The organism is Aquimarina aggregata, assembly GCF_001632745.1.
GTDB lineage: Bacteria > Bacteroidota > Bacteroidia > Flavobacteriales > Flavobacteriaceae > Aquimarina > Aquimarina aggregata.
Genome location: NZ_LQRT01000013.1, coordinates 89948 through 115442 on the forward strand (window position 1 = coordinate 89948; position 25495 = coordinate 115442).

A 25495-nucleotide genomic window follows, 5' to 3' on the forward strand; every position below is an offset into this window, starting at 1 on the left:
CTAAAATGTATAATTTTTCCACTGCATATATTCCAATTATATATAAGCAATTATAATGCCAAGAGCACCTAATTTTAAGATAAATTCATAAAAAAAGACAACTTATACAATATCAAATATATAGAAAAATCTTTTTTTATACTATTGAATATTAAAATTATTTTATCGTAAATAAAAATTCGATTATTTAATACAAGTAGACTGTATCCTCAGCATACTTTTTGACAGAATTATTCTACAAGTGTTAATTTTAAATCATTATCAAATTTTATAAGATATGCTGCATTATTATAGTATCCTCCTATTATCTTTTTGGTGTAATTAAATTTGGTCTCTTCATACTCGGTAACACCTTCAAAAGAAACAGAATGATATAGGTCATCTGCGGTCCCTAAGCGCATCAATATATCATATGTAATATCAAAACCTCGTACTGCCCAATTATTAGGTTCAACACCATACTCTTTTATATATCTTTTAACAAACGGAGACACCGATTTCTTTTCTTCTCCTTCAACTTCTTCTTTATCATATTCTTTATTCAAAGAAGGATAATGCATATGCAACTTTGACAACTGTTCATTTTTTATACTATCATCATCAAAAGCTGTATTCTTATCTGTAGTAAAAAGAGTTATATTATGACTTTCTGCTTTAGCATTCAACAGTGGCGTAACATTACTTATCATTGCAACATCGTCTGATTCCAGAAAAACCCAATTAGGTTTCTTTTCGTCTAATACTTTGTTAAGGTGCACCTCATAAAGATAATTACCTTCTTCAATTCTTGCTATTTTAGCTTCCGGAAATTTAGCTTTTAACTTTGCCTTTATAGCTTCATACTTAGGACTTTGTTGTACTATAATTACAATGTTTTTATCTATTGAATCTTTCTCAACAAAAGCAATGATTTTATCCTGCAATACTGCACTTGTAGGTCTTGTCTGAAAGAAGTTATCATACAAACTTGATTCCCTTTTGGATGCCGGAGAAAAAACAGGGGTATTATACTTATTAAGTGCCTCTGCAACTGTTTCTAAATTATTTTGAAACAATGGACCAATAACAGCATCTGCTTCATCGAAATTATTTTCGTTTATGAGCTTTGTTATATAATCTTTATTATTATTTTTCTTAGTATCAAATACGTTTAACTCTGTTGTAATCCCTTTTACTCTGGCCGAATCAACAGCGATCAAAATACCACTGTACAAGTCTAAGGCTATTCTAAGACTTGGTTTTTTCTTTAAATAATCTGTTGTTTGCTGTCTGGTCTCTACATTTAGAGTGTCCAAAGTAAACGGTAACATTACTGCCAATTTCTTTAGATTAAAGTTATATAGCTTATCTTCCAAGGTAAGATATTTACCTTGCGCAACAATATCTAAGGCCAACGTATCTTTTTTAGGTATAGTAATCACCATACCTTCTTTTAAACCTTCCACTAAAAACGGGTTCAGTTTTACAAGTGAATCTGAAGAAATTTGGACAGTTCGACAAATATTAAAGATTGTTTCTTTTGCAGGTACCTCATACAATTCAAACCCTGACTCTAAAGTTTCTTCTACTGGAATAAAAACAGTGGTAGGAACAATAATTTCGGTACCTATCGGGAGATTTGGATCGATATTAGGATTAAGTCGTTCTAATTCTCCTATAGTAATACCATGTCTGCGCGCAATATTATATCTAGTATCTTTTGGTTTTATAATATAGGTAGTTGTTACTGACAGCCTATTTACAATACTATCCTTGACAACCTCTACAGGAGTTTCGACCTTGGCAAATACAGGAATTCTGATTTTATCCTTCTTCTTGATTTGCTCAGAATACAATCTTTTATTCTCTTTCTTTATATCTTCTACTGTAATTTTATACTTACCTGCAATCCCGTATAGCGTTTCCTTTCGTCTGACTTTATGAGTAATATATCGAACAATTTTCTTTTCTTCTGGAAGAACTTTTAAGCTATCTAAGACTTTACTTTTTCCATCTTGTATTTGCTCTTCTACATCTCTATTTTCCTCAATGTTTTTTTCAATTACACCTATCCTTAGAACCTGTCCCAAATTAATACCATTAACAGCTTCTGGATTAAGATTATAGATAACCTCTGGAGTCGTATTATATTTTTTAGAAAGGTTATATACAGTATCATCCTTTTCTACAACATGTGTTTTATATTCTTGATCATCAACCACTGGAATAGCCAAAATTTGACCTTCTTTAATTCCGTCTTTTGCAGTCGGATTAATTTTATATATAGCCTCGGGAGTAGTATTATAACGTTTTGCTATTCTATATACATTTTCTCCTTTAGTCACAGTATGACTCTTATATTGCTGTCCTATAGCATAATTACTCATGATCAACAATACACAGACCAATAAAAACTTTTTCATTTAGTTCTATTTTTAAATTCCCTTACTAAAAACCAACCTCTAATATACTACTATTCCCATTCTATTGTAGCAGGAGGTTTGGAGCTTATATCATATACTACTCTATTAACGCCTTTTACACGGTTTATTATTGCATTAGATGTTTTTTGTAAAAACTCATACGGTAAATTCACCCAGTCAGCAGTCATCCCATCTGTACTTTCGACCGCTCTTAATGCAACACAATTTTCATAAGTGCGTTCATCTCCCATAACCCCAACGCTCTGCACTGGTAATAATATTGCTCCTGCTTGCCAGACCTTATCATACAAACCATTTTCTTTTAAACCGTTTATAAAAATTGCATCTACTTCTTGCAAAATACGAACTTTCTCACTTGTAATATCTCCTAATATTCGTATTGCTAATCCAGGTCCCGGAAAAGGATGTCTACCTAATAATTCCTTATCCATACCCATAGATTTTCCGACACGTCTTACTTCATCTTTAAACAACATTTTTAATGGTTCGACAATCTTTAGTTTCATATAATCTGGTAATCCACCAACATTATGATGACTCTTTATTGTAGCACTTGGACCTCCAGTGACAGAAACACTCTCTATAACATCTGGATAAATAGTCCCTTGAGCCAACCAAGTAACATTTTCAATAGCATGTGCTTCATCGTCAAAAACTTCAATAAAAACTCGTCCTATAGCCTTACGTTTTTTTTCTGGATCACTCTCACCTTCAAGAGCTTCCAAAAAACGTGCCGAAGCATCGACACCTTTAACGTTTAACCCCATACCTTTATATTGTTCCAAAACTCCTGAAAACTCATTCTTACGAAGTAATCCATTATTTACAAAAATACAATATAGGTTTTCACCAATTGCTTTATGTAAAAGCATTGCAGCAACCGAAGAATCGACACCACCAGAAAGCCCTAAAACAACTTTATCATTACCTAATTGTTCCTTTAAATTACTTACGGTTTCCTCTACAAAAGAATCTGGAGTCCAATCTTGAACAACGCCAGCTATATGTACCAAAAAATTCTCCAAAAGCTGCGTACCATCTTTAGAGTGGTATACTTCTGGATGAAATTGAATGGCATAGGTTTGTTCTCCTTCAATTTTAAAAGCTGCGTTTTCTACATCATGCGTACTTGCTAAAAGTTTGCTGTTTGTTGGTAATTCTTTTATGGTATCACTATGACTCATCCACACTTGCGAACCATTAGAAATATTTCTAAATAATTCATTGTCGTTAACATAAGATAAATTTGCGCGTCCGTACTCTCGCGTATTTGACTCAGCTACTTTACCGCCTCCAAAATGCGCCAAGTATTGAGCTCCATAACAAATACCTAGTAGTGGTTTATTACCTTGTATTTTTTTAAGATTTGGATGTGCTACATTATCTCCTCTAACCGACAATGGACTACCTGATAATATTACAGCCTTATAACTGTCAATGTCCTCTGGTGGTTTATTATATGGATGTATTTCTGAATAAATATTGAGCTCTCTAACTCGACGCCCAATAAGTTGTGTTACCTGTGACCCGAAGTCTAAAATAAGTACCTTGTTGTTTTGCATAGGCAAAAATAAAATTAAATTACAACCCTCGAAATCCTGAAGGCAATAAATTTTAACTTTATTTATTATTTGATTATTTAATCAAATAAATTCTTTTTCATATTCTTAATTCATTTCCTGTTTTTACGTTAATTATTCATAAATCGTTAACTGAACCCATAAAAATCTTATAATTTTGAGGAAAACTTTGTTGTGATGCCAGATATTATTTTTTCTTCAATTATAAGAGACTTAAAAGCAGCTTTAACTACTCGGGATCACTCTTTTAGATATTTTACGCTGGCAACTACAGATAATTACGGTATTCCAAAAATAAGAACGATGGTATTGCGCGGGGCTGATAATAACTTAAATATTACTATTTATACTGATAAACGTTCTTCAAAAATTTCTCATATTGCTAAACAAAATAGGGTAAGTCTTTTGTTTTTTGATCCAGAAAGATTAGTTCAAGTTTCTATACAGGCCAAAGCAAAAATCGAAGAAGATGATCAAACCTTAAAAAACATTTGGGAAAATATACCTCAAAAATCTAAAAAGGATTACACTACAAAATTTGCCCCCGGATCTGAAATACAAAAACCTGAAGCTGTAGATTACCTAGAAAACAAACATTATTTTTCTGCTATTACCTTTGTTCCTGAAAGCATAGAATATTTACGTTTAAAAAAGCCAAATCATATGCGAGTCTTATTTAAGAAAAAAAATAGCAACTGGAATGGTAATTATTTGGTTCCTTAAATAAAAGATAATAATTGTATATTGCCCTTGTAACATACTAGTTATACAAAAGAACAACTTAAGGGGATATATGAAAAAAAAAATTCTAAACACCGAAAAAATCATTGGTTTCTCGGCGATATTCATCAGTTTGCTTACACTTATTATTTTCTTATACCAAACTAAGATAATTAGCAAACAAGCAAGGTTATCTGTTACTCCCAGACTAACTTTCACAGCTGGCGTAGGTCATTTTGATGACGTTATAAAATTTAGTATTGGAATAAAAAACAATGGGTTGGGTCCTGCTATTATTGATTCTACAGCCATTTTTGCTAATAACAAATACTACCCTCTTAATTTTAAAGATTTTACAAAAAAAAACTATCCGCAAGCTGACACTATTATTTCTAACTCAAGTACAAATATTATTGCAAGAGGAGCTACCATATTGCCAAATAATGAAGTACAAATAGCTGAGGCTGTTGTTCCCAATGAAAAAATAGCATCCTATTATAAAATGTATAATTTACCCATAGGAAGTACCGATTTCCCTTTTGACGTTATTATATATTACTCCTCTATTTATGAAGAAAAGTGGAAAGTGTCTCTAAAGACTGTAGGACACCCAATTGAGTTATAGTTTTTACTATAGTAATGATACGCTTTCTATCGCTTTAATAAAGCTTCAAAATTCTTGAATATTTTCCTATCTGGTTTTTTAATGGGTAAACATATTTTGTTTCTACAAAACAACATTATCAATTTAAAGATCCTAATTAAAAAGTATACTTAAGAACAAAAGTTCTTTTTGTTGTTATATAAAAACACACTTGTTTATATCTCAAAAAGATTCGTATTAAGTTATTGTAAAATCTTGACTCCACACACTCATTTGTTATTCAAAAACACACTTAACAAAACCCATTCAACACACTAAAAATCAGATTATTAAAATCGTGTCCCGCTTTTGTCCCTATTCTTTTTTTTTGAAAACACATCAATGATTATAGGTTTGATTCTTAAATGAAGAATTCAACATCAAACACATAATCATGAAAAAAATTAACACTTCAAAAAGCAAGTTTATAACTGCTAATTGCTTGCTCTTTATACTCTGGATAGCAAGTACATTATATGTTCATGCACAAACCAATTATAGTAGCAGTACTCGTAAACCTGGCAACGTAGGTTATATAAAAAATTCAGGAGGAGAAGGACAGTACAGAAATGCAGCTGGAAGAGTCGTTATTTTTAATCCAGATGGTTCCAGAACAACTAATGAGAATTTTTATGTATCATATACTAACAATTGGTGGCCGAATGTAAAATTCGAAGTACAACGAGAAGGTGGTGCAGGCACCAGAAACGGTATGTTCATGGATACTGGTCACCTATATCTCATAGGAGATTGGGACAATAATTCTAATAGTGAAAATATCATTTTTGGGTTCAATAGCAATCTAAGATCCAGAGTAAGCGAAAAAATGCGTCTTACGCAAAATGGTTTCTTAGCCCTTGGTACTACAACTCCAAAGGGAATGCTTCATGTAAATGGAGATACTTATTCCAAAGGACATGTTTATCTGTATGCGTATGAAGGGGATGGTAATTCAGGAACAGCCTATCTACAGGCCAGAGACAAATCAAATAGTTCAAATATAGGACTTCAGTTAAGAACTCAAAATGTGGGTAATATTGTTAACGCACTTAAAATTAACCCTAATGGTAATGTGGGTATAGGAACTACTGATCCTGAACAAAAACTGCATGTTGATGGAAACACAAAAATCAATGGAAGCATACAAACGAACGGAAATACATATTCAAAGGGAAACCTTTCTTTATTTGCCAATGAAGGTGAAAACCAATCAGGAACTGCATATTTACAAGCTAAAGATGAATCTGGTCGTTCTTCAATAGGGTTTCAATTAAGAAGTCAAAATACCGGTAATTTCATCAATGCACTTAAAATCAATCCTAACGGCAATATTGGAGTTGGTACTACCGAGCCTACTGAAAAACTAGAAATTCAAGGAAATATAAAAACCTCAACCGGAAGTGCTATTCTTCTTCAAAAGGGAGTTTTGTCTGATCAAGAAGGTCTTTATCTAATTGGAGATCGCGACAATACCTCAGAAAATGAAGATATCATCTTTGGTTTTGATGGTAACTCTCGCGAATCCATACAAGAAAAAATGAGGTTAACAGATGAGGGCTATTTAGGTATTGGTACCAATACCCCTTCAGAAAAGCTAGAAGTACTAGGGAAAATTAAAGCCAGCTCTTTTGTGACTTCTCTACAAAGTTTTCCCGATTACGTTTTTGAAAAAGATTACAAATTACAACCGCTTATCGAGGTTAAAAAATATGTCGAAGCACATCATCATTTACCTGGTATGCCTTCAGAAAAAGAGGTTCTAAAAAACGGTTTAGACATCAGAGAAATTACTGTTTTATCTGTTGAGAAAATTGAAGAGCTATTCCTGCATACCATAACACAACAAACAATCATAGAAGAACAAAAAGAAATTACTGCCAAACAACAATCATTTATGATATCACAACAAGAAATAATTAAAAAACTAGAACAGCGCATAGCTAATTTAGAAAGATCAAGATAATACTATGCTAACCCTATATAACAACTACACAATCATGAAAAACTTAATGAAGAAAAAAACTAGTACTCTAAAAAAAAAGTATTACATCATTCTAAAGACCACATTAATAATACTATTCTGGACACTTACACTACAGACAGGCCATGCCCAATACAGCAATAGTAGTAACACTAACCCCGCCACACACAAAATAGGATCTAATAGAGCTAGAGTAATTTTTTTTAATGATGATGAATCGAATCACAAAAATGAAAACTTCTATGTCTCCTTTGGAAAACAAAATAATTGGTGGAATAACGTAAAACTAGAAGTTCAACGTGAAGGAGGTGTTAGCGCCCGTAATGGAATGTTTATGGACCGAAGCCACCTGTATTTAGTAGCCGATTGGGATAATATAGGAAATCGAGAAGATATTGTTTTTGGATTTAATGGAAATAGAAGATCTACTATTCAAGAAAAAATGCGATTAACAGATCAAGGAAGACTAGGTATTGGAACTTCGAATCCAAAAGGAAAACTGCACCTTAAACATTCTAGCACTTCGTATGACGGATCAGGATTTATATTAGAAAACAATACCTCTTCGTCTGTTTATAACATTATAAATTCTAATAACAATCTTTTTATTGGTTTTAATAATAATCGTAACAGCAACTTTCCTCAAAATTCGTATCAACATCGCTTCTTTATAAAATCTAATGGAAATATTGGTATTGGTACCACAGATCCAAAAGAAAAACTTCATGTTAATGGTAACTCTTTTCTGAAAGGAAATTTTCAATTATTTGCAAATGAAGGAGAAAATAAATCTGGAACGGCTTATATACAAGGAAGGGATAAATCTGGTAGTTCGAATATTGGACTTCAACTACGAAGTCAAAAAATGGGTAATATTATTAATGCCCTTAAAATTAATCCAGATGGAAATATAGGAGTTGGTACAACTGCACCTAGTGAAAAACTAGAAATACATGGTAATCTTAAAACGGGAATAGAACATAATATACTGTTGCAACAAGGAACCCTATCTGATAATAAAGGATTGTATCTTATTGGGGATCGAGATAATACCTCAGAAAGCGAAGATATCATTTTTGGATTTGACGGTAACTCTCGTGAATCTATACAAGAAAAAATGAGATTAACAGATGAAGGGTATTTAGGTATCGGAACCAATGTCCCCACTGAAAAACTAGAAGTATTAGGTAAAATCAAAGCCAGTTCTTTTGTTACTTCTCTACAAAGTTTCCCCGATTATGTATTTGATGAAGATTACAAATTACAACCCCTTACCGAGATAAAAAAGTATGTTGAAATGCACCAGCATTTACCGGGAATGCCTTCTGAAAAAGAAATTATAAAAAAAGGACTTGATCTCAAAGAAATTACTGTTATATCTGTTGAGAAAATTGAAGAATTATATCTCTATACTATAAAACAACAAGAAGTAATTAAAGAACAAGAAGAAATCAATACCAAACTACAGTTACTCATGAGTTTTCAGCAAGAAATGTCTCACAAACAAGAGTTAATGATCAAAAAACTCGAACACCGAATAGTACAATTAGAAAAAACTAAATAAAAGATACTCAATTGCTTTTAAAATTTTAAAAACAACATTATGAAACACACACTTTTTTTATCAAAGTGCATTTTAAAGGATAAAGTAGGGGTTGTAATATTGATTCATATACTTATTTCTACATTTAGTTTATCCGCACAAATTGGGCCCATTGGGCCCATAAACCCACCCAGTAATGGAATCACCATACTTAATAGTTCTAATAAAGGTATGGTAAATCACTTTCATAAAGACAGTCGCGGTGGTGGTGAAGATTTTTATTTTTCATCTGGATCTGGAAATTGGAGAAACAGAGTTCAATTTAGAATCCACACGAATGGTACTGTAAGTACAACAAGTGGTATGTATACAGATCACGGAAATCTATATCTAGTGGCAGATTGGGATAATTCTCATAATAATGAAGATATTATTTTTGGTTTTGATAGCTATCAAATCAACAACGTTAAAGAGAAAATGCGTCTCACTGATGAAGGAAGGTTAGGTATCGGAACTGTTAACCCTAAAGGAATGCTTCATATTAAGCATACTAGTCCTTCATATGACGGTGCGGGATTTATATTAGAAAACCATACTTCTTCTTCTACTTATAATATTATAAATTCTAATAACAATCTTTTTATTGGTTATAATAATAATCCTAATGCTAACTATCCTCAAAGCTCATATAAAGATCGTTTCTATATAAAATCTAATGGAAATATTGGTATTGGTACCATAAATCCAAAAGGAAAACTTCATGTAAATGGAGATACCTATACAAGCGGAAAACTGTATGTCGACAATAATACTTATGTAAAAGGAAATGTATCCTTATTTGCAAACGAAGGAGAAAACCAATCAGGAACAGCCTATCTACAGGCAAAAGATAAATCAGGAAACTCTAATATTGGGTTTCAATTTAGAACCCAAAAAGCTGGTAATTTCATCAATACTCTTAAAATTAATCCTAATGGCAATGTAGGGATTGGAACAACTGAACCTACAGAAAAACTAGAAATTCAAGGAAATATCAAGATTTCAGATGGTAACAATATTCTTTTACAAAAGGGTACCTTATCTGATCAAGAAGGATTATATCTGATCGGAGATCGCGACAATACCTCAGAAAACGAAGATATTATTTTTGGGTTTGATGGAAACTCTCGTGAGTCGATACAAGAAAAAATGAGATTAACAGATGAAGGATATTTAGGAATCGGAACCAATGTACCAACAGAAAAACTGGAAGTCTTGGGCAAAATTAAAGCTAGTTCTTTTGTGACTTCTCTACAAAGTTTTCCCGATTACGTTTTTGAAAAAGATTACAAATTACAACCGCTTATCGAGGTTAAAAAATATGTCGAAGCACATCATCATTTACCTGGTATGCCTTCAGAAAACAATGTCCTAAAAAATGGTTTGGACATCAAAGATATCAGTGTAAAATCAGTAGAAAAAATCGAAGAGCTCTTTCTTTATGTGATCCAACAACAAGAAATTATTCAAAATTTAAAACAACGAATTGAACAATTAGAAAAACCTTAATAAAACTCAATAAACCTATTTAAAAATTAAACAATGAAAAGCACAATTATTATTCATGCTATTTTGATTGCAACTTTGTTTAGTTCAAGTCAATTAACAGCACAAACCAGCACTAATAAACCAAGATCAAGTGCTTCAATTTTTGGTAGAAATAATGCCATTGTAATGCATATGAACGATGATGGTTCAAGTCATAAAGATGAAGAATTTTTTGTCTCTCGTGGTAAAGGAAGTTGGTATAACAACATACGTTTTAGAGTTCACGCCAACGGCACAATCAGTACGATGAATGGTATACATGCTGATGCAGGTAATCTCTACCTAATTGCTGACTGGGATAATTCTCGAAATACTGAAGACATCATTTTTGGATTTGATGGCTATCAAAAAGAGAGAATTAAAGAAAAAATGCGATTAACCGATGAAGGTAGATTAGGAATAGGCACTTCTAACCCCAAAGGGAAGCTACATGTAACAGGCAATATCTATGCAAAAGGACATGTTTATTTGCATGCCTACGAAGGAGATGGAAAATCTGGAACCGCCTATCTACAAGCTCGAGACAAATCTAACGATTCTAAAATAGGCCTTCAATTACGCAGTAAAAATGGTAGCAGCATTATCAATGCTCTTAAAATTAACCCAAATGGTAATGTGGGTATCGGAACAACAGATCCCACAGAAAAACTTCATGTAAATGGAAATACCTATGCAAAAGGAAATGTTCAGTTATTTGCAAATGAAGGAGAAAACCAATCAGGAACCGCCTATCTACAGGCAAAAGATGGATCTGGAACCTCTAATATTGGACTTCAGTTTAGAACCCAAAAAGAAGGTAATTTTATCAATGCTTTTAAAATTGATCCCACTGGTAATATCGGGGTTGGAATTACCTCACCATCCGAAAAACTAGACGTACAAGGGAATATTACCACAGCTTCTGGTCACAATATACTTCTTAAACAAGGAACACTATCTGACGATACAGGGTTATATCTTATAGGAGATCGTGATGGTAACTCGGAAAGCGAGGATATCATTTTTGGTTTTGATGGAAATTCTCGTGAATCTATTCAAGAAAAAATGAGATTAACGGATGAAGGATATTTAGGAATCGGAACCAGTGTACCAACAGAAAAACTGGAAGTTTTGGGTAAAATTAAAGCCAGTTCTTTTGTTACATCGCTTCAAAGTTTTCCAGATTATGTTTTTGACCCTGACTATAAAAAACGTTCGCTTTCTTCTGTGGAATCCTATGTTACTACACATAGGCATCTTCCAAACATGCCCAGTGAAAAAGAAATCGTAGAAAAAGGAATGAATATTCCTAAAATAGTTACCAAGTCTGTAGAAAATATAGAAGAAATATACCTACACCTCATCGAACTAGAAAAGAGAATAAAAACACTAGAAGCTGAAAATACAATACTAAAAAGGAAACAACAGAAATAAACCACCTATTTACTTATTTCCTAAAAAACAACAACTTATGAAAAATATATTTATATCATGTCGATATCATGTGCTAATAGTTCTCTTTGCACTATCAAACCTATATTTTGGAGCAGCACAAGAATTACGAATACCTTCTTCAGGAGAACTTCCTGAAGGAGCTTATATTAAAGGTCTCTATCACTTACAGGCCGATGATCCTGCTGGTCAATATATTAAAGAATCTAACGGAATATTAAGTTATGACACTTTTAATACTGCCGCTAGCGAGTTTTATTTTTGGGGTATAGAAAACGCCTTTAAAGGAACGTTTCAACTCTATAGCGCACGAATTGGAAGTGAAGGTAAACCCTTAAGTATTACCAATGACGGTACTACTCGATTTGCTACTACCGTAGATGAAGATAGATCTCACCTGCTATTACAAATGTATCCTGAAGGTCCTACGAATGACAGCAATAACCCCAAAGCATCAAAAGCTATTATAGTTACAGAATCTCTTACCGAATATAGTGATACAAATTGTAAATGTAATGTGCTACAAATAGAAGGAAATTCCAAATTTAAAATCATTCGTTCTGAAAATGATAGTTTTAATGAATACCGCCCTATTGTTTTTGAAAAAGCGAGTATTAATAATACTGGTATTATTAGCGAAATAAACGATCAAACGATTATCACACAACCCGAAACGCAACACTTTCAGAACTTTGTCTCTACTAATTTTTATGTCAAAAATTTTGCAGAAGATGATTTTAAAGTAAACATCACGCCAGGTACTCAAGGAACAATAGGTTTTTTGCATTATACCCATCATCATTATACTAAAAATGTTTTTGCCAATGCAAAACCTCAAATTGGTATTAAAATAATAGACGACAAAATTTCATTATTTTATCTTTCTGGTAATCAACCGCTTCCTTTTAGTCAAGAAGGAATTGGACATGAAATACTTACAGATTTCGTATTTGGACAAGACATCACCTTTGGTTTTAGCGGTCAAGATGTATTCGTAGCATCTCAAGGGGATAAGGTTTTTGAACTAAAAGGTGCGGTTCCCACAGAGTTTTTCTTCAATCAATCAATTACCCGAACCGCTCGCGCAATCGCAAGACTTAAAAAAGGGGAAATTACTATAGCTTCTACCCCAAAGAATTTTCTTATAGGATCGGCAAATGACAAAGGGGATAACGATGGTTCAAATTTTATCTCTACAAATGCTTATTTACCCTATAATCAAGGAAAAGCATTTGTTAATACTTTTAACTGGCAACAGACCCAATGGGATGTAAGGTATATTGGCGATAATGGCTTAGTAGAAGAACGCGTATTTAGCCCATTTTATTCTAACGAAATAGATTTTGCAGGTATATCAGCCAAGTATAGTCCTAATGGTAGTTATCTAGGAGGAGAAGACTTTTCTGCGGTAGAAGGTTGGGAATTGATAAAATCTAACTTAGGATACAATGCAGATGGTACAAAGAGAAATCAAGCTTCAGTATATCCATATGCCATACTCTATGATAGGATTAGTGGAACTCTTAGAGTATTTATGTATACTAAAAATGAAAGCATTGCCAACCAGTTAACAATTAGTCTTAAAATGGACAGGGGACTTCCTGGGAATCAATCTAATGACCCAAGTTATACTCCAAAACTATGGGGTGGTCTACAACAGTTTGAGGCACTTAATAATTCTGAAAGCTCTGCTTATAGCCGTTCACTACCGTATCTAGCCAGCCCAGGGCGTAGCTGGTACTTTGCAGATTTTGTAATGGAGTATGACCCTTGTATAGATTTTTTTGAATCTAGTATTAAAATTAATGTTACAAAAACTACTCAAGGTGACTTAACCATGATTGGTCGTTTAGAAGGAGGGGCAATACCCGCAGGAACCCAAGAATATGATGATTGGCAAAATAACAAAGATAAGTTCTTACTTGGAGCCATGGATAACGATTTTGGAGAATTAGAAAACACATTGGGCGATGTAACCTTTAATCAATATGAAAACTTTAATGCCAAAGAGTTTACCGAAGAAATTACCGGAACTTTAGAAGGTAAAGAAATCCAAGCATGGGAAAAAGAAGCTGCACGTTTAGAATGGGAGGGCAAAAATCAAATTGCAAATGCTGAAATTGCCGACGGAAGTTTTAAAATAGCTGAGGGCGTTGCTAAAATAGCTGAAGGCGCAGCTAAAATGAATTCTAATCCATTAAAGTTTTTGGGGTTTAAAATTGGCGAAGGTGGAGCGAAAATCGCTCAAGGCGCAGCAAAAATCGGACAAGGTGGAGCTACTGTTGCAAAAGGAAGTTCTAGAAAAAAAGTAGCCTATGCTAGAAAACTATACTATGATAACATCAAAGACAAGACAAAACGAAGTGATCAAAATATTAAGCTATCCATCCCCCCTCCTCGTCCGCAAGCTGTATTTGGTGAAATTGCATTAAAAGGTACTTTATCTATTGAAACTACATTAATAAATGCCGAATTTATCGCTACACCAGGAGCAAAAAATTCAGATAACACTCCAGAATGGTATAATAATGGTACCAGAGGTGCTGCTCCTCTATACAATAAGGATATGGGGAAATTTTCCTTGCTTAAATCTCCTAAATTTGGCATCAAAATAATACATGACAAAAGTTTTGGGTATAGTGCTTATTTAAAAACCAAAGAAAAGCCTTACATCGTTCATAATGCACAAGCACTTGGTAAGCTAGATGATATTTTTAAAATTGCAGTACATGTAGAAACTTTTAATCGCACCGGGAAAAGAATCAGTGGATTTACAAGTAATGGACACACGAACTTTTTTGGTAACGATATCAATAATCCTTTACCTGGTGATATGGATATTACATCATTAATTGATTGGGAGCAAATAGAAAAAAATATAAGAGCAAATGGTGATATCAATACAGAACTATCATCATGGATTCGCGTATCTTATGAAATATGGTCTTTAACCTTAAGTAATATTAAATCTCGTGATTTAGCAAGAGTATTTGCTAATGGGGACAATTATTATAGAGGAGAAAGTGAGTTTCACTTCAGTAAAGAAGAAGCTGCATCTTTATATCATTTTGAAAACAGAGCAAAACAGCTCGCTAATGCTCAATTTAATGAATATACTTTTGTAGATAATTCTGATTGGGGTTTACAGTATAACTTATACAATACGCAATCTGATTTTGAAGATTTAATGCACCAGTATTGTGCAAGTTTAAATTCAAACGCAAAACGTAGCAACCCTGCTCCAGAAGATCTACCAGAAACAATACCACTCTTAAAAACGCAAGAAGACCTTTCTGTATACCCGAACCCGAGTAAACTAGTTACAAATTTTAATCTAAATACTCATGAACAAGGAAAAGTTTTAATTTCATTATTAGATATGTCTGGTAAGGAATTATTAAAAACTGACGACTTTTTGAATGGAAGAGATCTATTAACAGGAACTATTAGTATTCAAGCATTAATTCCTGGTATCTATATTCTTAAAGTAATATTGCCAAGTGGAAAGCGAATTACTAGAAAGATTATAAAAAATTAAGATTACATTTATACTGATTTTCTTAATGCGAATACCCCGGTACTTATACTGGGGTATTTTTTTGTATTATGACGGACTCAGATCAATACATTACCTATTTTAGATCAAAATTACTATTACGTTACCCGATTGTTAAGCACACAAAAAAACTGAATCAAAACTCTACTTTTGTCTTGCTAACTAACGATTAATAATTCTCTATGAAAACCTTTTACTTTGGCTTTTGCCTTAGTATTCTTTTACTACTAAACTCTAGAGCATTAGCTCAAAACCTTAACAAAATAGATAGTCTACAAAAATTAATTAACACCCCTAAAACTGCAGATACTACACTTATAAAAGCCTATAATGACTTAGGTATTCAACATGCTACTTCTAATCCTATTTTGGCAAAACAAAATATAAACAAAGCACTTCGTATAGCTCACAAAATCAAAAAACCGCGTGGTATTGCCGGAGCCAATAATTGTCTTGGAGTAGTGTATTACTATCAAAAAGAATATGACTCAGCTTTAGTGTATTTTAATAAAGCATATAAGATAAATACAGAAATGGGACATTCTTGGGGCCAAGCATCTGCATTGCATCAAATTGGAGTTGTTCAGAATCACTTAAACAAATACTCAAAAGCTATTAAAAGCTTTCAGAAAGCGGGTAAGGTGTTTAAATCGTTAAATGACTCTTTATCCTATATCAAAACTATAGAAAATATTGGTGTATCCTATAACTTAATGAAATACCAGAAAAAAGGATTAGAACGCTTCCTTTCTGCGAATACTTTATACAAACAACTGCATAATACATCAGGTATTGGTCGTACTTATATTCATATAAGTCAGATTCTAATTAAACAAAAAGAGTATGAAAAAGCGCTAAGCTATCTAAAGAAATCATTGCCTCATATACATAGTGGTGGTAACAAAAGACATTTAAGTGTAGTCTTAAATAATATCGGAATTAGTCAACGAGGATTAAAAAATTATGACGATGCATTAGCATATTTACAAAAATCCTTGGCTTTGCGAAAAGAAAAAGGAAACTCAAAGACAGTTGCAGTAATTCAATCAGAAATTGGAAATACATATTTTGAAATGGAATCGTACGTAGAGGCGTTACACTATCAAAAAAAGGCATTACAAAACTATAGTATCAAAGGTAGTTATAGACAAAAAGCTACTTCATATAATTCAATTGCAAGATGTTTTCTAAAATTAAATCAAATCGACTCTGCCAAATCTAACGCCACAAAGGCACTTTCAAGTTCAAAAAAAGCATCTGATCTAGAGACCGAAACAGAGGCAAATCAAACACTTGCTAGTATTGCTGAAAGAGAAGAAAATAGTCTTGCTGCCTATCAACATTTTAAAAATTTATCTATACTTAAAGATTCATTAAAAATTATAAAACAAGAAGAAGTTGCAAAAGAATTATATGCAAAGTATGAAACAAAGCAGAAGGAATCTCAAATTAACATACTACAACAATTAAATAATAAAATAAAGCAACGCTATACAATTTTGGTATCTGCATTAATACTCGCAATGGCCTTGTTAACCGTTGGTTTATTGATTTTTATAAAAAAAATAAAACATACATCTTTAGAAAAAGAGATACTAGATAGAGAATTAGATACAAAAAAAAAGGAGTTAACTACTCATTCTCTACATTTAGTTAAAAAAAACAAAGTATTAGAAAGTTTAAAAGAAGAAGTTGAACACATTCGATGCTCTGAAGATCAAAATGCACAGTTTAATTACCTTAAACTTATACAAACTATTAACTTTGATCTTAGTGATGATACAAGTTGGGAGAATTTCAAACGGTCTTTTGAACAGGTACATAAGGATTTTTATAGCATTATTAAAAGTAAGTATCCCAATGTTACTTCTAATGAGCTACGTTTGATGGCCCTTCTAAAGATTAATCTATCGTCAAAAGAAATAGCAAGTATTCTTAACATTACACAAGAAGGAGTAAGAAAAGCTCGCTACAGACTTCGTAAAAAATTAGATATTCCATCAAATAAAATACTTATGGATATGATTTTAAATATTTAATCATTCTTTTATAATTACAAATTCACCTTTAAGAGGGTTCAAATATTTAATTAAGGTAGGTATTAGATTTTCACCGTATTCCAAATACATTTCAGAAAAATTAGTATTTCGTTCTTGTAAGCTTTGGTTAGGAAATAACTGGTTTTGTATCTCGGCAAGTCTTTTTACCTGATCGCTAAGCTTTCGTCGTTGTGCTTTAAGCAAACGTTTCTCTAGCATATCTAAACCTTTAAGTTGTTTTATCTCTTGAGCCTTAACTGCATTAACAAAAGTAACATCTGTTTGCTCTGCCAATTCATACATTTCTTTAAACTGCTCTTCAAGATGTTTTTTCTGTGTATCAAAATTAATATCAATATTTGAGATTTGTCGAACTTTGCGATTGATTAACTCGTGTTGTTTTAAAAACAAATCTTTATCAGAAACTTCTAATTTATTCACTTTCTCTGTTTGTTTCTTTGTTTGCATTAATACAGAGTTTCGCAATAACAGCATAGGAAAAGGTATCGCGACAGCATCAAAATAGTCTTTTAGTTCCAACCAATACGCTAGTTCTCCTCCCCCACCGATATAGCATAAATTCGGTAAGATCACCTCTTGATATAATGGTCGCATCATTACATTAGGGCTAAATCGTTCTGGAAATTCAGTGAGTTCTTTTAATATTTCATTCTTACTCCAACGAATATTTGTTTCATTAACTACATAATCTCCATCTTGTTCAATGATTCGTTCTCGTACTCCTTCTGCTAAATAAAACAGATTAATTTCTCTTGGATTTACTTGTACTTTATAACCTGCTTTTTCTAATTTATTTGCTTTAGGTTGAACATTTTGATACGATGTTTGTTCTAGAAGTTCTTTTTCCATAAAAGGAATAAAAAGACGTTTCAGTTTCTGATCGTTTGCATCAACTATTACTAACCCATAGGATTCAAAAAGGGCATTGGCTAAATACCGTGTTGCGTCACTAAGCGTGTTATGTTCTAAATATGCTTTTTCAAAAAGACTTTTTAATCGTTCAGCATTTCTTCCAGTTCCAATTTCAGTTTTAAAAATATCAAAAACCTTATCCAATCCTTCTGTATCAAAAACACCTACTGCTCCCCCATCATCACGATTCCATTGTATCTTTTTTCCGAATAAGTTAAAGTAATTAATTTCATCAAAGTCATGATCTTCTGTAGCCATCCAATATATCGGCACAAAATCATTTTTAGGATATTTTTCTTTTAAAGTAGTAGTTAAGTTTATTGTAGAAACGATCTTGTACAAAAAATATAGTGGCCCAGTAAAAAGGTTAAGTTGGTGTCCAGTAGTAATCGTAAATGTGGTTTCATTAGCCAGCAATTTAATATTGTCGTTTGTAACATCAGAAACAGCTGTATTTTTATATTGTTTCTGAAGTACATCTACTAATACTTTTCTGTTTTCGTTAGAAAATGACTCTCCTTTTTCTTTTATCTGCGCACCAAAATTATCTAACTCTGGGAAGCGATGATAAAATTCATTTAATTCGGGTTTCTTTTCTAAATAATCACAAATAAACGTTGAAAAGTAATTCGTATCTCTAAACGGAATACAGTCACTAGGCATAAACTTTTTTTTTGAGAGGATAAATATACATTAGATTGTGATTGTAAATCTTAAATTTTAGTTAACACAGATTATATCCTTGATATTACTCGGTATTTTACACGCGTTCTCTATTCTTTCTACAAGTAAATGAGGGCGCTATCAAGTACAAACATCTTATGATTCAATGAAAAAACTATTCTTCACACTTTTTGTCGCAACGACATGTATAACTTACGCTCAAAATAAATTACAGTCTCCTGAAGAGTTTTTAGGATACAAAATTGGAGATCAATTTACGCGCCATTCTGATGTAATTCAATACTTCAAACATGTAGCAAACAACTCTAAAATGGTAAGCTATAAAACCTATGGGAAGACAAATGAAAGAAGACCTTTGACTTATGCTATTGTCTCTTCTGAAGAAAATATTAACACTATTGAAAACATACGATTAGAACATCTTAAAAATGCTGGAATTGTAGAAGGAACGGCTACGTCAAAAAAAGCTATTGTATGGCTGAGTTATAATGTTCATGGCAATGAAGCATCAAGCACAGAAGCTGCCATGAAAACGATTCATGAACTAATTACAAAAAAAGAATCTTGGCTTGAAAATACCGTGGTAATTATAGACCCGTGTATAAACCCTGATGGTCGCGATCGATATGTAAATTGGTATAATCAAGTAAAAGCAACTCCGTATAATACTGATCAAAATGCTACAGAACATAATGAACCTTGGCCAGGAGGAAGACCAAATCATTATCTATTCGATTTAAATCGTGATTGGGCATGGGCCACACAAATAGAATCTCAACAACGTTTAAAAATTTACAATCAATGGATGCCACATATTCATGTAGACTTTCATGAACAAGGAATAAATGAACCATACTATTTTGCTCCTGCTGCAGAACCTTTTCATGAGATCATAACACCTTGGCAACGTGATTTTCAAACTCAGATCGGTAAAAACCACGCTAAATATTTTGATAAAGAAGGGTGGTTATTTTTTACCCGAGAACGTTTTGATTTACTATACCCAAGTTACGGAGACACCTACCCTACATTTATGGGAGCTATAGGAATGACATATGAACAAGCAGGTCATGGTCGGGCAGGATTAGGTATACAAACAGACGAAGGATATGTATTAACTTTAAAAGATAGAGCATTACACCATACTGCTACGGGATTATCTACTGTAGAAATGTCTTCTAAAAATGCACTTAAATTAAATGAAGAATTTAAAAAATTCTTTATCAATACCGATTTAAAATATAAAAGTTATGTGCTAAATGGTCCTAAAGACAAAATAAAAGCATTAACTACATTACTTGATAAACAAGAAATCAAATATGGTTTCACTAAAACGCCTAAAGTAACTGGATATAATTTTAGAGAAAACAAACAAGGTAGTATTAATGCTAATGGAGCACTTGTAGTAAGCACTAATCAACCCAAAGGAAAAATGGTCAAAGTACTTTTTGAACCCGACGCTAAATTAAGTAACCCCCTTACCTATGATATTACTGCTTGGAGTATACCTCATGCCTATGGTCTGGAAGCAATTGCGTCTACATCACTTGTTGCCACAAATCAAAGTAAACAACAAGAACCTATAGCCAACATCGCTAATGCATCGGGAGCAGGATATATCACAAAATGGAATAGCATCAATGATGCTGCATTTATGGCAGATTTAGTACAAAATTCTATCAGAGTACGTTTTAGCGAAAAAAACTTCTCTAATAATGGTGATGATTTTAAAAAAGGAAGTTTAATTATAACTAAGAGCGATAATATAAGTACTAAAGATTATGACAAAATTGTTATAAAAATTGCCAATAAACATCATCGTAAACTATTCACTGCAACAAGTAGTTTTGCATCTAAAGGTGTTGATTTTGGTTCTCCAGAAGTAAAACTAATTAATAAACAGCGAATTGCTATATTAAAGGGTGACTATGTTTCTTCATTAAGCTATGGTGAACTTTGGCATTTCTTTGAACAACAATTAAACTACCCCATAACAAGTATAGACTCGCAATATTTTAATAAAGTAAATCTTAATTCATATGATGTTCTGATATTACCCAATGGGTCTTATAGAGGAGAAATAAGTGCTAGTACACTTAACAAATTAAAAAAATGGGTGCAACAAGGTGGAAAATTAATTGCTATGGCAGGGGCCGTTGGAACTTTTGCAGGTAAAGAAGGGTTTGATCTTATAAAAAACAAACCTAAACCGAAAAAAAAGGATTCTATCGGAAATTTGACTCCATATGACCAGCGAGAACGTGAAAATGTAAAAGATCTAATAACTGGTAGTATTTTTAAAACTAAAGTAGACCCCTCTCACCCTATGGCTTTTGGATATGATGACACCTATTTTAGCTTAAAATTAAATAATAATTCATATAAATTACTAAAAAAAGGATACAATATAGCGTATATGCAAAGTCCAGAAAATGTATCTGGATTTTCAGGAAAAACGGCTCTTAAAAACTTAAATAATTCACTAGTATTTGGTGAAGCCCGAATTGGTAAAGGAAGTGTTATTTATATGGTCGACAATCCTATGTTTCGGTCTTTCTGGGAAAATGGTAAGCTTTTCTTAGTAAATGCTATATTTTTCACCAATAATAATAAATTTAGGCTTTAACACATCATAAATTAAGCTAAAAACGATACTCTATTAATCAAATATCATCAATCAAAATACACATAATTAATACACAATACGATGAATACACTACACATTACTAAAACTGTAAAAATAATGGCGCTCTCTGCCACTGTTTTTATAACTAGTTGTAATCAAAAGAAAGAACCTGTGAAAACAAGTACAGCACCTGAAAAAACAGAAAATGTTTTATTAAAAGAATGGACCGGACCTTACGGAGGAACACCTGCGTTTGACAAAATGAACCTTAGCGATCTAAAGCCCGCACTTGAAAAAGGCATGGCTTTAAACCTTGAAGAAATTGATCAAATTGCTAACAACAGTGAAGCACCGACTTTCGAAAATACAATTGTTGCCATGGAAAAAGCAGGATCAGAGCTTGATCGTGTATTTACTTACTATGGCATTTTAAGTAGTAATATGTCTTCACCAGAGTTTAGAGAGATCCAAAAAGAGATGGCTCCTAAATTATCAGAATTTAGATCAAAAATATCACAGAATGAAAAATTATTTAAACGTATTAAAGCTGTTTATAATAGTACCTTAAAAACACCTTTAGAAGAAGATCAACAACGTGTTGTGCAGCTCACCTATGAAGGTTTTGCTATGAACGGCGCAGAATTAGATGCAGAAAAGAAAAAAAGGTATGCCGCCATTAACAAAGAACTATCTGGATTATACACTAATTTTTCTAACAACATATTAGCCGATGAAGAAGGATATGTAACATATCTTACCAAAGATCAATTAAATGGATTGTCAGAACCTTTAATTAAAGCATATGCAAAAGCGGCTAAAGATCGTGGACAAGAAGGTAAATATGCTGTTACCAATACACGTTCATCTATGGATCCATTTTTAACTTACTCAACAGAAAGAGCCCTACGAGAAAAAGTTTGGAAGAATTATTACTCGCGTGGTGATAATGGAGATGATAAAGATAATAATGAAAATATCGCCAAAATTTTAAAACTACGAAAAGAACGTGTTGGATTACTTGGGTACGATAACTTTGCTGATTGGAGGTTACAAAACCGAATGGCCAAAAACCCTCAAAATGCGATGCAATTAATGAATGCTGTTTGGCCTGCTGCTATTGCTCGAGTAAAAGAAGAAGTTACCGATATGCAAGCTGTTGCTAATTCAAACAAAGACAACATTACTATCGAACCTTGGGACTATAGATTCTATGCAGAAAAAGTTAGAAAAAAGAAATACGATCTAGACTCTGATGAAGTAAAGCAATACTTGCAATTAGATAAGTTAAGAGAAGCTATGTTTTTTGTGGCTGGTGAATTGTTCAATTTTAAATTTACCCCTGTAGCAGATGGTAAAGTTCCCGTATTTCATGAAGATGTAAAAGTATGGGAGGTAAATGATAAAACATCAGGAAAACATATCGGACTTTGGTATTTAGATCCTTTTGCAAGAACTGGAAAACGTTCTGGTGCCTGGGCTACAACCTACAGAAGCCATACTACATTTGATGGTAACAAAACAGTATTGGGTTCTAATAATTCTAATTTTGTAAAACCAGCCCCAGGAGAACCTGTTTTAGTTTCATGGGATGACGCTTCTACCTTTTTTCATGAGTTTGGACACGCACTCCACTTCTTTTCTTCAGAAGTAAGGTACCCAACCTTAAATGGAGGTGTTCGTGATTATACCGAATTTCAATCTCAATTATTAGAACGTTGGTTAGCTACAGATAAAGTAATCGACAACTACTTAGTACACTACAAAACAGGAGAAACCATGCCTAAAGCATTGATTGAAAAAGTAAAAAAAGCGGCTACATTTAATCAAGGTTTTGCTACAACAGAATATTTGGCGTCTGCATTAATGGACATGAAATTTCATTTAGCCGATCCAGAAAATATAGATGTTGACGCATTCGAAAAAGAAACTCTAACCGAATTAAAAATGCCTAAAGAATTAGTAATGCGTCATCGTACACCGCATTTCGGACATGTTTTTTCTGGAGAAGGTTACGCTACCGCATACTACGGTTATATGTGGGCTGATGTACTAACATCTGATGCTGCTGAAGCTTTCGCTGAAGCCCCTGGAGGGTTTTATGATAAGGAAGTTGCAGCTAAACTTGTTAAATATTTATTTGCACCCCGCAATGCTATGGACCCTGCAGAAGCATATCGCAAATTTAGAGGTCGAGATGCTAAAATTGAAGCTTTAATGAAAGATAGAGGATTTCCAGTTCCTAAATCTTAAGAATCTAAAATATAGTGATAACATACACATATATCTAGATTATCTAGATATATGTGTATTTTTATATATAATAAATATGTAGGCTAGTAAACATTGTGAATTATTAGTAGTAATTGATTCTTATTGAAAAATAATGGATATTAAAACGATACGAGAAAATTATAAAAAAATGTCAATAGAAGAATTGACTAAATTGGTTGCTGAAATAAAAACTCTAAGACCAGAAGCTATTCTATTCCTACAACAAGAATTAATATCCAGAGAAGAAACCCAAAAAGCCTTAAATATTACTAATTATTTACTTTCAATAAAGTATCACATTAGTGAAAGTGTTTTATTTGATTATATAACCAAACTTAAGAAAAAAGGATTTTCGGAAACCGAAATAGATAAAGATTTAGAAGAGAAACACGGAATTGATAAAAACTATTCTCAACTCATAAAGTCAAACCTGAATTCAAAAGGGAAAGAGAATATAATCATTGGGTTGGCTATGATAATTATTCCTTTAGTTTTTGGAATAATTTTGATTTCTCTAAATGCCTTTATTGGAATATTCCCATTACTGTTAATTGGAATCGGAATCTGGAGATTAAATAAAGGTCTATTACAAAGAAAAGTCAATAACAAAATAAAAACTACTTCCCACACTATATAACAAAACATAGTTACCCTTCGGGACAACAACGTTTGTTATATTTAACGTTGAGGCAAATTAAAACGAAATGAAATTACCCAAGTTAATCTTTATAGTTTTTTTTTCTTTAACCTGCCTGGGTTGTAAATCACAAACATCGGTTTCTCGAGTAGAAATAGTTGAGCCAACTATTGAGCAAGAAGCAACATCAATTTGGAGAACAATCAATGATATTACTTTTTTTGAAAAACAAGGTTATAAAATTAATCTACCAAAGGATTCGTTAATCGACTCATTGATAACAAAATCAAAGAATGGAACTTTTGGAAATGAAGACTTTAATACTATTTACACCCTTGTAGAAACAAAAATATTCGACAAAAAAAATTATGAACCAGCGATACAAAAAGTTACGAATCAAACAGAACTTATTAGTAGTCTAGTTTATGAAATAGATACTTCTAAACACCAATGGCATTGGAACTTCAATATGTTTGATAAATATAGAGTTATATTCACTTTATTTGGAACAGGAGGAAGTTACGACCCTGATGAAGGAACTATCACTTTATTGACGAATATGAAAGGAGATTTCATGAATTATAAAAACCCTGTGAACACAATAATTCATGAAATCACACATATGGGAATGGAATATTCAATTGTACGGAAATACAATCTCACTCACGGATTGAAAGAAAGAATTGTAGACACTTTTATTCATATTATGTTTAAGGAACAATTACCCGAATACAAAATCCAAAATATGGGAGATACTAAAATAGATAAGTATTTTAATCAGAAAAAAGATATCGATTCTCTAAACACTACATTATCAAAATTTTTGAATAAATAACTTGCC

General features: G+C 32.6%; 15 protein-coding genes. 12 read left to right on the top strand and 3 right to left on the bottom strand.

Annotated features, from left to right (window positions below):
* Positions 1-230: 230 nt before the first annotated feature.
* Both AWE51_RS11735 and guaA read right to left on the bottom strand, forming a co-directional pair.
* A complete protein-coding gene (locus tag AWE51_RS11735) occupies positions 231-2402 on the bottom strand; it encodes a LysM peptidoglycan-binding domain-containing protein (protein ID WP_082832415.1) in 2172 nt (723 codons plus the stop codon).
* Between the two features lie 50 nt (positions 2403-2452).
* Positions 2453-3985, bottom strand: a complete 1533-nt coding sequence (gene guaA / locus AWE51_RS11740) for a glutamine-hydrolyzing GMP synthase (protein ID WP_066313744.1) — start codon at positions 3983-3985, stop codon at positions 2453-2455.
* A 195-nt stretch (positions 3986-4180) separates the two neighbouring features.
* Between guaA and AWE51_RS11745 the strand changes: the two genes are divergently transcribed.
* The 8 genes from AWE51_RS11745 to AWE51_RS11780 all read left to right on the top strand — a co-directional run bounded on the left by AWE51_RS11745 (position 4181) and on the right by AWE51_RS11780 (position 17503).
* A complete protein-coding gene (locus tag AWE51_RS11745; protein ID WP_066313745.1) occupies positions 4181-4726 on the top strand; it encodes a pyridoxamine 5'-phosphate oxidase family protein in 546 nt (181 codons plus the stop codon).
* 70 nt (positions 4727-4796) lie between these two features.
* Entirely contained in the window at positions 4797-5348 is a 552-nt protein-coding gene (locus tag AWE51_RS11750; RefSeq protein ID WP_066313746.1) for a hypothetical protein, read from the top strand.
* A gap of 412 nt (positions 5349-5760) precedes the next feature.
* Positions 5761-7329, top strand: a complete 1569-nt coding sequence (locus AWE51_RS11755; protein WP_066313747.1) for a hypothetical protein — start codon at positions 5761-5763, stop codon at positions 7327-7329.
* Positions 7330-7363: 34 nt separating this feature from the next.
* Positions 7364-8911, top strand: a complete 1548-nt coding sequence (locus AWE51_RS11760) for a hypothetical protein (RefSeq protein ID WP_157766082.1) — start codon at positions 7364-7366, stop codon at positions 8909-8911.
* A gap of 39 nt (positions 8912-8950) precedes the next feature.
* Entirely contained in the window at positions 8951-10438 is a 1488-nt protein-coding gene (locus AWE51_RS11765) for a hypothetical protein (RefSeq protein ID WP_066313751.1), read from the top strand.
* 33 nt (positions 10439-10471) lie between these two features.
* Entirely contained in the window at positions 10472-11890 is a 1419-nt protein-coding gene (locus tag AWE51_RS11770) for a hypothetical protein (RefSeq protein ID WP_066313752.1), read from the top strand.
* Positions 11891-11927: 37 nt separating this feature from the next.
* Positions 11928-15446 (top strand): T9SS type A sorting domain-containing protein, encoded by a 3519-nt coding sequence (locus AWE51_RS11775; RefSeq protein ID WP_066313753.1) that lies wholly within the window; start codon positions 11928-11930, stop codon positions 15444-15446.
* Between the two features lie 200 nt (positions 15447-15646).
* Positions 15647-17503 (top strand): tetratricopeptide repeat protein, encoded by a 1857-nt coding sequence (locus AWE51_RS11780; protein WP_066313755.1) that lies wholly within the window; start codon positions 15647-15649, stop codon positions 17501-17503.
* On the opposite strand, the gene bshC is transcribed toward AWE51_RS11780, so the two are convergent.
* A complete protein-coding gene (gene bshC / locus AWE51_RS11785; protein WP_066313756.1) occupies positions 17504-19099 on the bottom strand; it encodes a bacillithiol biosynthesis cysteine-adding enzyme BshC in 1596 nt (531 codons plus the stop codon).
* Positions 19100-19265: 166 nt separating this feature from the next.
* Here bshC and AWE51_RS11790 point away from each other — a divergent pair, with 166 nt between their 5' ends.
* The 4 genes from AWE51_RS11790 (at position 19266) to AWE51_RS11805 (ending at position 25489) form a co-directional block, all read left to right on the top strand.
* Complete coding sequence (locus tag AWE51_RS11790; protein WP_066313758.1) at positions 19266-21746, top strand: M14 family metallopeptidase; 2481 nt, start codon at positions 19266-19268, stop codon at positions 21744-21746.
* Positions 21747-21827: 81 nt separating this feature from the next.
* On the top strand, positions 21828-23996 hold the full coding sequence (locus AWE51_RS11795; protein WP_066313760.1) for a M3 family metallopeptidase: 2169 nt from the start codon (positions 21828-21830) through the stop codon (positions 23994-23996).
* Between the two features lie 169 nt (positions 23997-24165).
* Positions 24166-24654 (top strand): hypothetical protein, encoded by a 489-nt coding sequence (locus AWE51_RS11800; protein WP_157766083.1) that lies wholly within the window; start codon positions 24166-24168, stop codon positions 24652-24654.
* Positions 24655-24721: 67 nt separating this feature from the next.
* Complete coding sequence (locus tag AWE51_RS11805) at positions 24722-25489, top strand: hypothetical protein (protein WP_066313762.1); 768 nt, start codon at positions 24722-24724, stop codon at positions 25487-25489.
* Positions 25490-25495 lie beyond the last annotated feature (6 nt).

Bases quoted from the DNA above. Each gene is read 5' to 3' on its own strand.
- AWE51_RS11750 (WP_066313746.1), top strand. From the start codon at position 4,797: ATGAAAAAAAAAATTCTAAACACCGAAAAAATCATTGGTTTCTCGGCG.
- guaA (WP_066313744.1), bottom strand. From the start codon at position 3,985: ATGCAAAACAACAAGGTACTTATTTTAGACTTCGGGTCACAGGTAACA.
- AWE51_RS11790 (WP_066313758.1), top strand. From the start codon at position 19,266: ATGAAAAAACTATTCTTCACACTTTTTGTCGCAACGACATGTATAACT.
- AWE51_RS11795 (WP_066313760.1), top strand. From the start codon at position 21,828: ATGAATACACTACACATTACTAAAACTGTAAAAATAATGGCGCTCTCT.
- AWE51_RS11745 (WP_066313745.1), top strand. From the start codon at position 4,181: ATGCCAGATATTATTTTTTCTTCAATTATAAGAGACTTAAAAGCAGCT.
- bshC (WP_066313756.1), bottom strand. From the start codon at position 19,099: ATGCCTAGTGACTGTATTCCGTTTAGAGATACGAATTACTTTTCAACG.
- AWE51_RS11765 (WP_066313751.1), top strand. From the start codon at position 8,951: ATGAAACACACACTTTTTTTATCAAAGTGCATTTTAAAGGATAAAGTA.
- AWE51_RS11760 (WP_157766082.1), top strand. From the start codon at position 7,364: ATGAAAAACTTAATGAAGAAAAAAACTAGTACTCTAAAAAAAAAGTAT.
- AWE51_RS11775 (WP_066313753.1), top strand. From the start codon at position 11,928: ATGAAAAATATATTTATATCATGTCGATATCATGTGCTAATAGTTCTC.
- AWE51_RS11735 (WP_082832415.1), bottom strand. From the start codon at position 2,402: ATGAAAAAGTTTTTATTGGTCTGTGTATTGTTGATCATGAGTAATTAT.
- AWE51_RS11755 (WP_066313747.1), top strand. From the start codon at position 5,761: ATGAAAAAAATTAACACTTCAAAAAGCAAGTTTATAACTGCTAATTGC.
- AWE51_RS11770 (WP_066313752.1), top strand. From the start codon at position 10,472: ATGAAAAGCACAATTATTATTCATGCTATTTTGATTGCAACTTTGTTT.
- AWE51_RS11800 (WP_157766083.1), top strand. From the start codon at position 24,166: ATGTCAATAGAAGAATTGACTAAATTGGTTGCTGAAATAAAAACTCTA.
- AWE51_RS11780 (WP_066313755.1), top strand. From the start codon at position 15,647: ATGAAAACCTTTTACTTTGGCTTTTGCCTTAGTATTCTTTTACTACTA.
- AWE51_RS11805 (WP_066313762.1), top strand. From the start codon at position 24,722: ATGAAATTACCCAAGTTAATCTTTATAGTTTTTTTTTCTTTAACCTGC.